The organism is Bacillus sp. FSL W8-0116, from assembly GCF_038003825.1.
Taxonomy (GTDB): domain Bacteria; phylum Bacillota; class Bacilli; order Bacillales; family DSM-4216; genus Bacillus_O; species Bacillus_O smithii.
Window position 1 is genome coordinate 2,470,845 of sequence record NZ_JBBOPY010000001.1, and the last position, 15,123, is coordinate 2,485,967.

The window sequence follows — 15,123 nt, forward strand, 5'->3', positions numbered from 1 at the left end:
ATATCATCCTTTATAAACCAATAAATAAAGAAAATTAAAAATCCAGAATACATAACTAGATCCAATATATTTTGCTTTTTAGTCTTCATATTATTTTTTTTCTCTCCCTTTTATTTTTTAAAAAATTTTAATATTAAGAAGATGGAATATTTTAGGGTATATTAAAATTCATTCGGTAGATTATTACTTTTATTTAAACAGAAAAAGTATTAATCAGCAATACCGGAGAATGAACAATCAATTTCTAAGCTTAAATGAGATATAAGGTACCGTCAAGAATTTTGTGTAATGTAAATGGGGTAGGGTTTCTCTGAAATGGATTTGAATTGATAGGGGACTGATTTTCTCCACACAAGAGACTGAATATTCAGTCTCTTGTGTGGAAAGGGAGAATCCCCTTATTTTGTTTATTTACAATATTTGGTTAACAATAACGTTCTTCAAACATTCGTTGAAGAGCTTCATGCGCTTCGGCAAATCCTCGTAACTTTCTTCCTGCCCATTTCTCGTTAAAATCTTGAATCGTCAAATACACGATTTTTTCAGCGGCTTCTAAACTACTCAAACTGTTCATCGGTCTTAGACGTTTACGAATCTCTTTGATCGTTCGTTCAATGGCATTGGTCGTGTAAATCACACTTCGAATACTGCTTGGATAATCCATAAATGTAAGGAGGACATCCAACTCATTGGCCCAAGATTGAACTTCTCTTGGATATTTGCTGGACCATTTCGACTCAAACTGTTGAAACATTTGTAACGCCATCTCCTTATTCGGCGCACGATAAATCAGCTTGAGATCCTCGGCCACTTCGAATTGGTCTTTTTTCCGAACACGATTTAGGGTGTTGCGGACTTTGTGCACGACACAGCGCTGCACATCGGCTTTCGGATACACCGCCTTAAAGGCTTCCTCCAGCCCCGGAAGGCCATCGAAGACACCAAGAAGCACTTCCTTGACGCCTCTTTGGTAGAGGTGTTGAAGAATTTCCTGCCATACATAGGCGCTTTCTTGTCCTCCCACAAAGAAATCAAGAATTTCGCGATATCCTTCTTCGTTCACCCCTAACACCACATAAACCACTTCTTTCTCCACGGTATCGCGACGAAGTTTTACATACAAGCCGTCTAAATATAAGACAGAATAACGTTTGTGCAGGGGACGTTTGTGCCATTTCTCAATGTCTTCTTTCACGATATCGGTCATACGACTGATCGTTGAAGGAGAATAGGCCTTGCCTAAAATTCGTTCAATAAACTTGCCAATTTCACGCGTACTCATACCACTTTGATACATCTTGATGATGGCTTCCTCGAGCCAGCCCGTATGGCGTTGGTAAGGAGCGAACAATTGGGTTTGAAATTCTCCGTTTCGGTCTCTAGGGACCAAAAGACCTTCAATCCGGCCATATTGCGTATCTAGATTTCGTTGATAGTAGCCGTTTCTCATATTCGATGTTCCGGCCTGCTCTATTTCGAGGAAATTCTTGATTTCTTCCCGCATGATCAGTTCTAATTTTTCCTTTACAAACTGACGAATGACACTTTCCAGTTGATTTGCCCAGTCGACATTCGGTATACTTCTTTTAGACATAGGTAGGGTACTCCTTTCTCTAAGATTTTTGGTCCAATCAGAGAATACCCTACCTTTTTTCTTTTGTTCTAGCAAAATGCTTTACACAAAATTTTATACATCATCAGATATAAAATAAGGGTCTTTTATATAGAGAAGTGTCAACTGTAAATCGGACTGAGTGAGGAACGAACGCGGGAGAGTTTAAGGAATTGACACGAACGCATGGAGAAGTCGAAAATAGGGCTTTTTTATTTTCTTTGAAATGGAGAGAGAGTAAGTGTTGTTTATAAAAGTTTCATGTCTGCCATTGGCGATATTGTCGGTTTTTTCTTCGGTGGCTGGACCGGACCTTTAACAACCTGGTTTTCCTTCTGCTGACTATACAGCGGGATTAATCGCGGGAGTGGTAGAAGAGAATCTTAGCAGCAAAATTGGATTTAAAAGTATTGACGCTTGTAGGGGCAGGAATTTTAGTTGGCCTTTCGATTGGAAAAGTATATGTCTTTCTGACGCAATCATTTTCTTTTATATCTAAAACGAAGTGCTTTCTATCATAAAAAACGGTGGTCACATTTCAGTGTCAGTTTGCTAATGTAGCTCCTTCTTAGGATAAACCTAAGTCAAGGAGCTTTTTTATTGTCGCTTTCTATCGGGATATACCTTATCAAACTTTTGTCAAGAAATTCGAAAATGAAAATTCCGCTTATTGCTTTTTTGATTTTTCCTCCAATTTCTTGTTTCTTCACAAACAATAAAAGCTTTTTTTATTTTCTCCTCCTTCGTTTCATCAAACATTCGTTAAGAAAAAATTAAGGAAAATTTTATATGATCAACACGGTTTCAAATAAGGGTCGAACTGGGGCATAAGCGGGCTTTATAAAGATTCTCCGAAAATGTATTCATTGTAAGAATTTTATTATTTGAGAGCGGGATTCTCTACTTTAAAAAAGGAGCGAAAAATAATTATGAGAATGAAATTAAAAGGAAGAATCGACTTTTTATTGTTAGGAATTCTCCTTCTCTCGATTTTTCTTAATTTTTATCGGTTAAAGGATGCCGGATCCAATACATATTATACGGTGGCTGTTAAAAGTATGTTGACAAGCTTCCATACGTTTTTCTATGCATCCTTCGATCCTGCGGGATTTATTACCGTGGATAAGCCTCCCGTTGCGTTGTGGATCCAAGCGCTTAGTGCGTATCTCTTTGGATTAAGCGACTTTAGTGTTCTGTTGCCGGAAGCACTTGCAGGGGTAATATCCGTATGGCTCATGTATGTCATTATCAAACCTCAATTTGGACGAAAAGCAGCTTTACTGTCCAGCTTAGTATTGGCATGCACACCCATCTTTGTAGCCGTTGTACGTACAAATAATGTAGACAGTATTCTCATTATGACGCTCTTAGTGGCCACATGGTCTTTAATGAAAGCAGTGGAAAAACAAAAAATTCGCTGGTTATTATTGAGTTTTTTTCTCGTCGGAATTGGTTTTAACATTAAAATGCTGCAAGCTTATATGGTATTACCGTCGTTTTATCTTTTTTATTTTATCGCGGCGAAATCAAAATGGACGAAACGAATGGTACAGTTGATTGCGGCAACCGTTGTGCTCCTTGTCGTATCCCTTTCATGGGCGACGATTGTGGACATGGTGCCGAAAGATAAGCGCCCTTACATCGGAAGCAGCCAGACAAACTCTGTACTTGAACTGGCTTTAGGCTATAATGGGATCTCACGTTTAACAGGAATGGACCATGGTAATGGCAGAGCTTTCAAAGGAATGCCGAACATGGAGCAAAATCAAAAGCAGTTTGAAAACGGAAACGGGAGTTCTCCACAAGGAATGCCCTATGGGAATAGAACACCGGGAAATGGAGAATTTCCTCCCTCCTTTGGCCAAGATGGCGGTAAACACTTGATGGGGAATGGAGGAATGGGAAGGGGAATGTTTGGAACCGGAAATCCCGGTGTAACCCGACTCTTCTCGAAAGAATTAGCCGGTCAAATTAGTTGGCTGTTGCCATTCGTCCTCTTTTCGGTTATTGGATTAATTGTATCGTATCGGAAAACGAGAGAATTTACGATGCAGCATAAATTTGCGATCTTTTGGCTGGCATGGCTTATACCGATGATGATCTTTTTCAGCATCGCGGGATTTTGCCATCAGTATTATTTAAGTATGATGGGTCCTGCCATTGCGGGGTTAGTCGGAATGGGCTGGATAATTTTATGGGATTTCTACAAGAAGAAGCAAGGATGGCCAAGTTGGCTTTTGCCTGCGGCTATTCTAGCTACCGCTTTCTTTGAAACATTGATCTTATTCCAAAATAGAGAAGCTGTATCGGAAACATGGATGGCTTTTACTGCGATAGTTGGAGTTATTTTATTCGTGTTCTTGACGATCATGCAAAATCGAGAAAAAGCTGCTTACTTCCTGTCTGTTGCGGGAATGCTTGCCGTGCTGATCCTTCCGTTTTATTGGGGACTTACGACCGTTTTACATGGGGGAAACAGCACAATTCCAGTTGCAGGACCTACGAGTCAATCATTTGGCCCGATGATGGATGAAAAAAGGAACTCTGCACAACCGGGTGAAGCACCAGCCGGGATGTTCCATACCGGACAAAGTGTCGGAAGGCCGAGTGGCCAAACAGATTTTAGACAAAGAGGCGGAATGATGGAAGAAGAAGTGAATACAAAACTCCTGAATTATTTAGAAAAACACTATCATGGGGAAAAATTTATGTTAGCTGTTGATAGTGCGACAACCGCCGCTCCATTCATGTTGAAAACCAATTATGCTGTGATGGCGATGGGAGGATTTTTAGGAAGTGATCCTGTTTTGACGCCTCAGAAGCTTGAAAAGATGGCAAAAGCGGGTGAAGTGAAATATTTCCTGATTTCTTCCGGCATGGGAATGGGACGCGATCAGAAAATCAACGAGTGGATTGAAAAGAATTGCAAAGAAGTTCCAAGCAGTGAGTGGGAATCGGCAAAGAACTCTGACAACAATCAACATTTTCGCCGAGATCAAAATATGAAACTTTACGTGTATAAAGGATAAAAGAGGGGGGAGTGAGTCTCTCCCCTAACTTTATCATAAGGAAAAAATGGATAACAGCTTGTCGTACAAAACAATTACAGCATTCCAGACTGCCGAGTTTCAAAATACTTTATATTGGGTATGAAATAACGAATAGCAAACCCTTGCAATGAAATGTTTTATTTTGTCTTTGCATAGCATGATAGAAGGAAACTCATCTACTAAAAATCTATACTTTTTTAGATAAAGTAAATTGGAGACTACCTGTTTAGTGGATTCTTAAAAACAAGTAGTTTATTATTCTGAACGGGTAGGTGATATTTCATGTACTGGAAACGTACTTTATGGGTTTTATGGCCGGCTAATTTTTTACAAGCTGCCGGCATGAGTCTTATCATACCGTTTTTACCGTTATATATTGAGAAACTGGGAGTTCATCATATCCAAAATGTGGAACATTGGACAGGATGGATTTTCTCAGCTCAATTTATCACTTCTTTTTTATTTCAACCATTATGGGGTTCTTTGGCCGATAAATATGGACGGAAAGTGATGCTGCTACGTTCTTCCGTCGGGATGGGGATTGTGACCACTTTAATGGGGATTGTGACAAGTCCTTGGCAATTGCTTGGTTTGCGACTAATCAATGGTTTATTTTCCGGTTTTATTTCGATGTCCATTTCATTGCTGGCTTCTGTGACGCCGGACAAAGACTCGGGAAAGGCGCTCGGAACGTTGCAAACGGGTCAAATTGTCGGTACGCTGATCGGCCCGTTGATTGGCGGAATATTGTCTGAGCTGGTTGGATTTGAAGGAGTATTTTTTCTCACAGGAAGCCTTATTTTATTAGCCGGGCTGGTGGTCATGATCTTTATAAAAGAGACAGCAACGGTTAAGAAAGAAAAGGCATCAAAACAAAAAAAGAATTGGAAATCGTTAAAACCGCTTCTCCCTGTCTTTATTGCGGCCACAATTACACAATTGGCCATGATGAGCATTCAGCCCATCATCACACTATACACAAAAACACTATATCACGGAAGACATTTGGCCTTTATAGTCGGACTCGTCAGTGCAGTTACTGGCATCGCCAATCTGATTGGCTCCCCTATTTTAGGGAGAATAGGAGATAAAATTGGGCAGCGAAAAATTTTAATCATTTCCCTCACGATGTCTGCCTTGGCTTTCTTGCCGCAAGTGTTAGCTAAAAATATCACTCTTTTGCTTATTGGACGCTTTTTTCTAGGACTGTTTACCGGAGGAATGATCCCTTCGTTAAACGTTTTGGTCAAGAAATTAGCCCCCGCCAATCTCCAAGGAACGGCGTTTGGAATCAATTCTTCCGCACGGTTTCTTGGAAATTTGCTGGGGCCTTTGTTAGGAAGTTCGATTGCTGCGGCTTATAACATAAAGCTTATATTTTATGTCACTATGGCGTTTTTGTTGGTAAACATGGTATTGATATTGCGAAACAAAAGTCTGGAAGTTCCTGTTACCGAAATGAAAAACAGCTAGTTTCATACCAAAAGATGGAGATGGCGCAAACATTCGTTTTTTGTTTGTGCAGTCTCCAAAAAGCATATTCATCATCAGCTTCTTCCAAAGTCATGGAACTGCTGATTTGTCGATTATGGGTAATACTTTTACAGCAGCTGAAAACCTTGTCTCTTCCCCAAATTCTTGGTTTTCCCTGCAGCTATGATTGATTCTCCTCTTTCTTGATCTCCTAAATTGAAAACTAAAGATGCTTCAAGTTATAAGTGGCATGTTGTGCGAAAATGGACCACTCACAAACTTTCCATCGAGATCAAAACTCCAAGACTGTGTAAGAATAAAGATCATAAAGCCGCTTATTTTATTCCAAAAACATGAAACACTGCCGCAACTGGCAAGCTAAAAAGAACAAAACCATACATAATGAAGAAGCATAGCGGTAAAAACAAAATGACGGATTCTTTAAGATAAGCTGTAAATACTAAAAAGAAAGGAGGGAATTGCAATGATTCAAATACCTTCGAAAATAGAGGGGCGGCATTATTCTTTATATAATCTGGAACAATCATTAAAACCAAAAGGGTTTCAAATTGGCGGGAATTGGGATTTTGATCATGGATCGTTCGATTATAAAATCAGCGATGATGAAGGTTATCAATTTTTACGCATCCCATTTACGGCTGTAGACGGCCAATTGGATTCAGCAGGTGTAACTGTGAAACTAGGGAGGCCGTTTTTAATGAATCATGTATATCAGCGCGGCTTGGACGATTATGCTTCCTCCGGAAATTTGGCAGCCTCTTTTAATCAATTTTCGGAACCGCAAGAGAAAGATGCTGAATTTCCGGAAGAGTATATCCAGTTTGGAAGACAGCTTGTGCGTGACATCGAGTCTTTGTTGATAGACTAATCGGATATAATGATCAGCTGAAAACTTTTTTTCATTGTTAATTCAGGTGGGGGGTTGATGATTACATCTTCTTCTCGCTTCACTCCGAGCAGAAGCATTCGTTTTTGGATGAGCACATTGCTTAACTGTCGAAAGGTCAACCCATCCCACTCGTCTTCCATTACGATCGTTTTGAAATGACTTCCATTCACATGATCTAATAGATCCATTACGGCGTCAGACATTCCGTGGCAAAGCAAGCTGTTCAACATAGCGAAACTTGCAAGCTGATTCGTATGAATCAATTCATCTGCACCGGCTCTTTTAGCATTTTCTACTTGTTCTGCCGTTAAAATTTCTGCTAAACAATAGACGTTTGGATTCATTCCTTTTACAGCGATAATCGTTAAGATGGTGGCCATATCCGCTTGACGTTCGTTTTTATCCTGATCTGCTGTAATCAAAACGAGATCGGCTTGCTTTACATTTCCTTTTTGCAAGGTGTCGTCTTGATAAGGAACTCCTTTAATAAAGTGCACTCTGCCATCTGAAAATGGATTTTGGTGCAAAGACTCATCGATCAACAAGATGGACTTGGAATTTTTTAAGAGAGACCAACGATGAATAAACGCACGCGATCGTTCATTCCAGCCGATAATGACGATATGGCGGTCTTCCTTAAATGTTTCTTTGCCATCTATATAGGCATTTTGACGAGTGACCGCAGTTGCTGCTAATGAGGCGAAATAGGTCGTTAAAAATCCGGCGCCGGCAAAAATTAAAATCAATCCAATTAGCCGCCCTTCTAATGTTGTGGGAACGTAATCTCCGTAGCCAACCGTGGAGGCGGTGATCACAGCCCACCAGATTCCTTCAAATATAGTAGGAAATGTGACCGGTTCTAGGAAGTGAATGACGACTCCGGCTGCCACGATAATGGCTACAGAGATGGCTAATACACGGCCCACAAGCGGCCAGCGCAGAAAAATCCGGTAAAAAACCATTCCGCATCCAGCTCCTTTATTTTCTGTCTATCAGTATGTCCGTTTTGTCGGCATTGCATAACTAGAGAACAAAGACTCTCAAGTCGGAGCATGTTTTGTTTGAACTTCGGTAAACTAAAACAATAAACGAAACTTCTCCATATGGATAAGATCGCTTTTTATTGAACAAAAATTCTTGATTTATTGTCTTATGACAGAGGAAAATTCGTTATTTGATTAAAATAAAAACGCCTTCCTTTTTAAGCAAGGCCTTTTTGCATTCATTTACCCAGCATATATGGAGAACAGGGGATCTTAAGCAGAAGCGAAGTTGAAGTAACTTGAATTTTTTTAAGTCTCTGTTGTTTTTTTCTATCAGTAGATCAAAACAAACAGCATTCAAAGAGTGTTTGTTCAACAAAAGTATAGAACTCAAACTAGCATTTAACACATTTTAGCATAATAAAGATTTGCATTTTGTTTGCAAATGAAATGTACAAAAAAAAACAGTGCGGTTGCCATATGGTCTAACCGCACTGAATTCACGTTTTTATGATGGAGCATAGGGGGCTCGAACCCCTGACCTTCGCGCTGCCAGCACGACGCTCTCCCAGCTGAGCTAATGCCCCGTTTTTTTGTAATTCTTAAAACGAACAATTACATTATAATTATTTTGTTTTAAAAAGACAAGAGGTTTTTTATATTTTTTTATTCTTTCCATTGTTGCATTGATGGCGAAGAGGTCTTTGTTACACAACAATATAAGCGTCTAAAAAAACTAAAGACTTTCGATTTCCACGTTTTCCACTCCGGGAATTTCAGAAACAGAGTAGTACAGATGAGTAATCCTTCTCCGGAAATCTACGGACACATTTAGTTCTAGGAGATGAGTATTTCCGTCTTTCAGGTCTTTAATATGAATATTGTCGATTGTAATTTTATCTTTTTGAATAATATCAATCACTTCTTGAATCTGTTCTTTATTTTTAATGGTCATTTTGAGCAATACTTCTTTTTCACGCAATTTTTTAGGCCCAATCACAAGAAAAATAAGGGGAATTATTTCTACGCTGATGATCAGTAAAACAACGCCAGCAATCGCTTCAACGTAAAATCCGGCTCCGACTGCAATTCCAATCCCGGCCGCACCCCAGATAATCGCAGCAGTTGTCAAACCTGATATACTGTCATTGCCTCTGCGCAAAATGACGCCCGCTCCTAAAAAACCAATCCCTGAAACAATTTGGGCTGCAAGACGGAGAGGATCCATCGTGATATTCACATCATGATTTGCGGGAAATACATAAGCAGACTCACTTGAAACGATCGTCAACAAGCAGCTGACGATCGATATAACCAAACTAGTTTTCAATCCGACCGGTTTTCTTTTTAATTCCCGTTCCAAACCAATGATTAGTCCTAATACTGCTGAAATGACAAGTTTCACTAATATATGAAAGTCCATCCAATCCATTCTCCTCATCCCTCCTTATCGAAATTTGGATCATTGGTATTTTCAATTCTTTTTTGGATTCTTTAAGCAATTTTAATTTTAATTTATTATGAAATTAAGTAAGTATCTTTATAAAATAAAATGAAGCTCTTATCGGCGTCAAGCATTTTGATTTAGAAATGAAGGAAGGATTGTTTCCTGTTTTTGCTCAAAAGCTTCATTTTCCGTTTCCGTCATAACCTAGAAGGGGCAAAGGCTAATTTGAACACTATTATTCTGATAAGTTATGTTTACAATCTGACGTTTATGACATGGAATTTTACAAATCACAAATTCCTATTCAATACAGCCTTCCAGTCCTCCTAAAGTAGAGACAGTTGATAGATGTTCTTTCGTATTTGGAGAGTCATCATATTATGAGTACACATTTCGTTTTGAACGGCTATTTTACGATGGTTGTTCCTATGTAGATAATTTTTTTCTAGTTAAAAGGAGATTATGTACCAAATGGACTGAGTGAATAAAAACATTTTTACGATAAAATGAAAATGACCTATAAAAGTTAAAATGCATCATTTATTCGCCTAACCTAATTATTTAACGCCAAAAAGTAATGCAATATTGTATTCTTTTTTGACTTTAGAACAATGAAGAACAATGAAGAAAAAATTTTTTAAAAAAGTGGTTGCCAAGGGACTTTTTTCATGATATATTATTAATCGTCCGTTAGATACGGATGAAAAACTTGATGTTGATTTGAGTTTGTGATATAATAGAAAAGTCGCTTTTGATAGATCCTTGAAAACTGAACAAAACGAAGCGTAAACCAATGTTTCAATCGAAACAAGCCAAGTCAAATTTCTTTTTGGAGAGTTTGATCCTGGCTCAGGACGAACGCTGGCGGCGTGCCTAATACATGCAAGTCGAGCGAACTTTCAAGAAGCTTGCTTTTTGAAAGTTAGCGGCGGACGGGTGAGTAACACGTGGGCAACCTGCCTGCAAGACGGGGATAACTCCGGGAAACCGGGGCTAATACCGGATAATACCTTCCTTCGCATGAAGGAAGGTTGAAAGGCGGCGCAAGCTGCCGCTTGCAGATGGGCCCGCGGCGCATTAGCTAGTTGGTGAGGTAACGGCTCACCAAGGCGACGATGCGTAGCCGACCTGAGAGGGTGATCGGCCACACTGGGACTGAGACACGGCCCAGACTCCTACGGGAGGCAGCAGTAGGGAATCTTCCGCAATGGACGAAAGTCTGACGGAGCAACGCCGCGTGAGCGAAGAAGGTCTTCGGATCGTAAAGCTCTGTTGTCAGGGAAGAACAAGTACCGTTCGAACAGGGCGGTACCTTGACGGTACCTGACCAGAAAGCCACGGCTAACTACGTGCCAGCAGCCGCGGTAATACGTAGGTGGCAAGCGTTGTCCGGAATTATTGGGCGTAAAGCGCGCGCAGGCGGTCTCTTAAGTCTGATGTGAAAGCCCACGGCTCAACCGTGGAGGGTCATTGGAAACTGGGAGACTTGAGTGCAGAAGAGGAGAGCGGAATTCCACGTGTAGCGGTGAAATGCGTAGAGATGTGGAGGAACACCAGTGGCGAAGGCGGCTCTCTGGTCTGTAACTGACGCTGAGGCGCGAAAGCGTGGGGAGCGAACAGGATTAGATACCCTGGTAGTCCACGCCGTAAACGATGAGTGCTAAGTGTTAGAGGGCTTCCACCCTTTAGTGCTGCAGCTAACGCATTAAGCACTCCGCCTGGGGAGTACGGCCGCAAGGCTGAAACTCAAAGGAATTGACGGGGGCCCGCACAAGCGGTGGAGCATGTGGTTTAATTCGAAGCAACGCGAAGAACCTTACCAGGTCTTGACATCCTTCGCTACCTCTAGAGATAGAGGGTTCCCCTTCGGGGGACGGAGTGACAGGTGGTGCATGGTTGTCGTCAGCTCGTGTCGTGAGATGTTGGGTTAAGTCCCGCAACGAGCGCAACCCTTGACCTTAGTTGCCAGCATTCAGTTGGGCACTCTAAGGTGACTGCCGGTGACAAACCGGAGGAAGGTGGGGATGACGTCAAATCATCATGCCCCTTATGACCTGGGCTACACACGTGCTACAATGGATGGTACAAAGGGTCGCGAAACCGCGAGGTGGAGCCAATCCCAAAAAACCATTCTCAGTTCGGATTGCAGGCTGCAACTCGCCTGCATGAAGCCGGAATCGCTAGTAATCGCGGATCAGCATGCCGCGGTGAATACGTTCCCGGGCCTTGTACACACCGCCCGTCACACCACGAGAGTTTGCAACACCCGAAGTCGGTGAGGTAACCCTTACGGGAGCCAGCCGCCGAAGGTGGGGCAGATGATTGGGGTGAAGTCGTAACAAGGTAGCCGTATCGGAAGGTGCGGCTGGATCACCTCCTTTCTAAGGAAGAAGAAAAGCAGAGGCGACTGTTCAGGTGCGACAAGCACAAGACAGCTTGCGAGGAGGTAGTATTTCAACCACCGCAGCAAGATGGATTGTGACCTCGAGCACCTAGGAGCCGGAGCTGGACAGATATCAATTGTACGCTTTCGTTTTGTTCAGTTTTGAAGGATTTCATCCTTCGCACTTGTTCCTTGAAAACTAGATAGAAAAAAGAAGCAGCATAAACCGAGTATCGCCATCTAGGATAAAACCAACATGGTTAAGTTAGAAAGGGCGCACGGTGGATGCCTTGGCACTAGGAGCCGATGAAGGACGGGACTAACTCCGAAAAGCTCCGGGGAGCTGTACGTAAGCGTTGATCCGGAGATTTCCGAATGGGGAAACCCGCTGCCCGTAATGGGGCAGCATCCTTGCCTGAATCCATAGGGTAAGGAAGGCAACCCGGGGAACTGAAACATCTAAGTACCCGGAGGAAGAGAAAGCAACAGCGATTCCCTGAGTAGCGGCGAGCGAAACGGGAACAGCCCAAACCAGAAGGCTTGCCTTCTGGGGTTGTAGGACACCAATGGTGGAGTCACAAAGGAACGAGGTAGACGAAGAGGTCTGGAAAGGCCCGTCAGAGAAGGTAACAACCCTGTAGTCGAAACTTCGTTCCCTCCCTGGTGGATCCTGAGTACGGCGGGACACGAGGAATCCCGTCGGAAGCTGGGAGGACCATCTCCCAAGGCTAAATACTCCCTAGTGACCGATAGTGAACCAGTACCGTGAGGGAAAGGTGAAAAGCACCCCGGGAGGGGAGTGAAAGAGAACCTGAAACCGTGTGCCTACAAGTAGTCAGAGCCCGTTTACGGGTGATGGCGTGCCTTTTGTAGAATGAACCGGCGAGTTGCGATCTCATGCGAGGTTAAGTCGAAAAGACGGAGCCGCAGCGAAAGCGAGTCTGAACAGGGCGCATGAGTATGGGGTCGCAGACCCGAAACCAGGTGATCTACCCATGTCCAGGGTGAAGGTGAGGTAACACTTACTGGAGGCCCGAACCCACGCACGTTGAAAAGTGCGGGGATGAGGTGTGGGTAGGGGTGAAATTCCAATCGAACTTGGAGATAGCTGGTTCTCTCCGAAATAGCTTTAGGGCTAGCCTCAAGGGAAGAGTCTTGGAGGTAGAGCACTGTTTGGACTAGGGGCCCTCATCGGGTTACCGAATTCAGACAAACTCCGAATGCCAGCGACTTATCCTTGGGAGTCAGACTGCGAGTGATAAGATCCGTGGTCAAAAGGGAAACAGCCCAGACCGCCAGCTAAGGTCCCAAAGTATACGTTAAGTGGAAAAGGATGTGGAATTGCTTAGACAACCAGGATGTTGGCTTAGAAGCAGCCACCATTTAAAGAGTGCGTAATAGCTCACTGGTCGAGTGATTCTGCGCCGAAAATGTACCGGGGCTAAACGTATCACCGAAGCTGCGGGTGGACACCTTCGGGTGTCCGCGGTAGGAGAGCGTTCTAAGGGCAGAGAAGCCAGACCGGAAGGACTGGTGGAGCGCTTAGAAGTGAGAATGCCGGTATGAGTAGCGAAAGAAGGGTGAGAATCCCTTCCACCGAATGCCTAAGGTTTCCTGAGGAAGGCTCGTCCTCTCAGGGTTAGTCGGGACCTAAGCCGAGGCCGACAGGCGTAGGCGATGGACAACAGGTTGATATTCCTGTACCACCTCTTTTCCGTTTGAGCGATGGGGGGACGCAGGAGGATAGGGTAAGCGCACGGTTGGATGTGCGTCCAAGCAGTGAGAGGGGCAGCGAGGCAAATCCCGTTGCCACTCACCTCAAGCTGTGACGGCGAGGGAAATATAGTACCGAAGTTCCTGATTCCACACTGCCAAGAAAAGCCTCTAGCGAGGAAAAAGGTGCCCGTACCGCAAACCGACACAGGTAGGCGAGGAGAGAATCCTAAGGTGTGCGAGAGAACTCTCGTTAAGGAACTCGGCAAAATGACCCCGTAACTTCGGGAGAAGGGGTGCTTTTTGGGGTGCATAGCCCCGAGAAGCCGCAGTGAATAGGCCCAGGCGACTGTTTAGCAAAAACACAGGTCTCTGCGAAGCCGTAAGGCGAAGTATAGGGGCTGACGCCTGCCCGGTGCTGGAAGGTTAAGGGGAGCGCTTAAAGCTTTGCTTGAAGGTGCGAACCGAAGCCCCAGTAAACGGCGGCCGTAACTATAACGGTCCTAAGGTAGCGAAATTCCTTGTCAGGTAAGTTCTGACCCGCACGAAAGGCGTAACGATCTGGGCACTGTCTCAACGAGAGACTCGGTGAAATTATAGTACCTGTGAAGATGCAGGTTACCCGCGACAGGACGGAAAGACCCCGTGGAGCTTTACTGCAGCCTGATATTGAATTTTGGTACAGCTTGTACAGGATAGGTAGGAGCCTTGGAAGCCGGAGCGCCAGCTTCGGTGGAGGCGCCGGTGGGATACTACCCTGGCTGTACTGAAATTCTAACCCGCACCCCTGATCGGGGTGGGAGACAGTGTCAGGTGGGCAGTTTGACTGGGGCGGTCGCCTCCTAAAAGGTAACGGAGGCGCCCAAAGGTTCCCTCAGAATGGTTGGAAATCATTCGCAGAGTGCAAAGGCAGAAGGGAGCTTGACTGCGAGACCTACAAGTCGAGCAGGGACGAAAGTCGGGCTTAGTGATCCGGTGGTTCCGTATGGAAGGGCCATCGCTCAACGGATAAAAGCTACCCCGGGGATAACAGGCTTATCTCCCCCAAGAGTCCACATCGACGGGGAGGTTTGGCACCTCGATGTCGGCTCATCGCATCCTGGGGCTGTAGTCGGTCCCAAGGGTTGGGCTGTTCGCCCATTAAAGCGGTACGCGAGCTGGGTTCAGAACGTCGTGAGACAGTTCGGTCCCTATCCGTCGCGGGCGCAGGAAATTTGAGAGGAGCTGTCCTTAGTACGAGAGGACCGGGATGGACGCACCGCTGGTGTACCAGTTGTCTCGCCAGAGGCATCGCTGGGTAGCTATGTGCGGAAGGGATAAGTGCTGAAAGCATCTAAGCATGAAGCCCCCCTCAAGATGAGATTTCCCATTTCTTCGGAAAGTAAGATCCCTGAAAGATGATCAGGTAGATAGGTCCGAGGTGGAAGCGTGGTGACACGTGGAGCTGACGGATACTAATCGATCGAGGACTTAACCAAATGAAAGAGCGAGATCGGTGAAACTGCTTCTTCTATCTAGTTGTAAAGGAGTACATATAAAGGTTTTACTACAT

At 43.8% G+C, this 15,123-nt stretch carries 6 protein-coding genes, 1 tRNA gene and 2 rRNA genes; 5 read left to right on the forward strand and 4 right to left on the reverse strand.

What is annotated here, in order from left to right:
* Window positions 1–424: 424 nt before the first annotated feature.
* Complete coding sequence (locus N1I86_RS11800) at window positions 425–1,594, reverse strand: IS256 family transposase (protein ID WP_341095899.1); 1,170 nt, start codon at window positions 1,592–1,594, stop codon at window positions 425–427.
* Window positions 1,595–2,541: 947 nt separating this feature from the next.
* On the opposite strand from N1I86_RS11800, the gene N1I86_RS11805 reads away from it, so the two are divergent.
* The 3 genes from N1I86_RS11805 to N1I86_RS11815 all read left to right on the forward strand — a co-directional run bounded on the left by N1I86_RS11805 (window position 2,542) and on the right by N1I86_RS11815 (window position 7,024).
* Complete coding sequence (locus N1I86_RS11805; protein ID WP_445662266.1) at window positions 2,542–4,641, forward strand: glycosyltransferase family 39 protein; 2,100 nt, start codon at window positions 2,542–2,544, stop codon at window positions 4,639–4,641.
* A gap of 303 nt (window positions 4,642–4,944) precedes the next feature.
* On the forward strand, window positions 4,945–6,135 hold the full coding sequence (locus N1I86_RS11810) for an MFS transporter (protein ID WP_341096486.1): 1,191 nt from the start codon (window positions 4,945–4,947) through the stop codon (window positions 6,133–6,135).
* Between the two features lie 484 nt (window positions 6,136–6,619).
* The gene (locus N1I86_RS11815; RefSeq protein ID WP_341096488.1) at window positions 6,620–7,024 is read left to right on the forward strand and encodes a YugN-like family protein; all 405 of its coding nucleotides are present in this window, start codon (window positions 6,620–6,622) and stop codon (window positions 7,022–7,024) included.
* Here N1I86_RS11815 and N1I86_RS11820 read toward each other — a convergent pair.
* From N1I86_RS11820 to N1I86_RS11830, 3 genes are all read right to left on the reverse strand, one after another.
* Window positions 7,021–8,007 carry a potassium channel family protein gene (locus tag N1I86_RS11820; protein WP_341096490.1) on the reverse strand — a complete coding sequence of 329 codons (987 nt, stop codon included), beginning with the start codon at window positions 8,005–8,007 and terminating at the stop codon, window positions 7,021–7,023. The genes N1I86_RS11815 and N1I86_RS11820 overlap by 4 nt on opposite strands.
* 535 nt (window positions 8,008–8,542) lie before the next feature.
* Window positions 8,543–8,615, reverse strand: a tRNA-Ala gene (locus N1I86_RS11825).
* Window positions 8,616–8,764: 149 nt separating this feature from the next.
* Window positions 8,765–9,451 (reverse strand): MgtC/SapB family protein, encoded by a 687-nt coding sequence (locus N1I86_RS11830; RefSeq protein ID WP_040341395.1) that lies wholly within the window; start codon window positions 9,449–9,451, stop codon window positions 8,765–8,767.
* A gap of 850 nt (window positions 9,452–10,301) precedes the next feature.
* Between N1I86_RS11830 and N1I86_RS11835 the strand changes: the two genes are divergently transcribed.
* A 16S ribosomal RNA gene (locus tag N1I86_RS11835) occupies window positions 10,302–11,856 on the forward strand.
* A 260-nt stretch (window positions 11,857–12,116) separates the two neighbouring features.
* Window positions 12,117–15,049, forward strand: a 23S ribosomal RNA gene (locus N1I86_RS11840).
* The 16S and 23S rRNA genes sit together here, the layout of an rRNA operon.
* Window positions 15,050–15,123 lie beyond the last annotated feature (74 nt).

Excerpts from the sequence above, each read along its gene's own strand:
- N1I86_RS11810 (WP_341096486.1), top strand. The coding sequence starts at position 4,945 with ATGTACTGGAAACGTACTTTATGGGTTTTATGGCCGGCTAATTTTTTA.
- N1I86_RS11805 (WP_445662266.1), top strand. The coding sequence starts at position 2,542 with ATGAGAATGAAATTAAAAGGAAGAATCGACTTTTTATTGTTAGGAATT.
- N1I86_RS11830 (WP_040341395.1), bottom strand. The coding sequence starts at position 9,451 with ATGGACTTTCATATATTAGTGAAACTTGTCATTTCAGCAGTATTAGGA.
- N1I86_RS11815 (WP_341096488.1), top strand. The coding sequence starts at position 6,620 with ATGATTCAAATACCTTCGAAAATAGAGGGGCGGCATTATTCTTTATAT.
- N1I86_RS11800 (WP_341095899.1), bottom strand. The coding sequence starts at position 1,594 with ATGTCTAAAAGAAGTATACCGAATGTCGACTGGGCAAATCAACTGGAA.
- N1I86_RS11820 (WP_341096490.1), bottom strand. The coding sequence starts at position 8,007 with ATGGTTTTTTACCGGATTTTTCTGCGCTGGCCGCTTGTGGGCCGTGTA.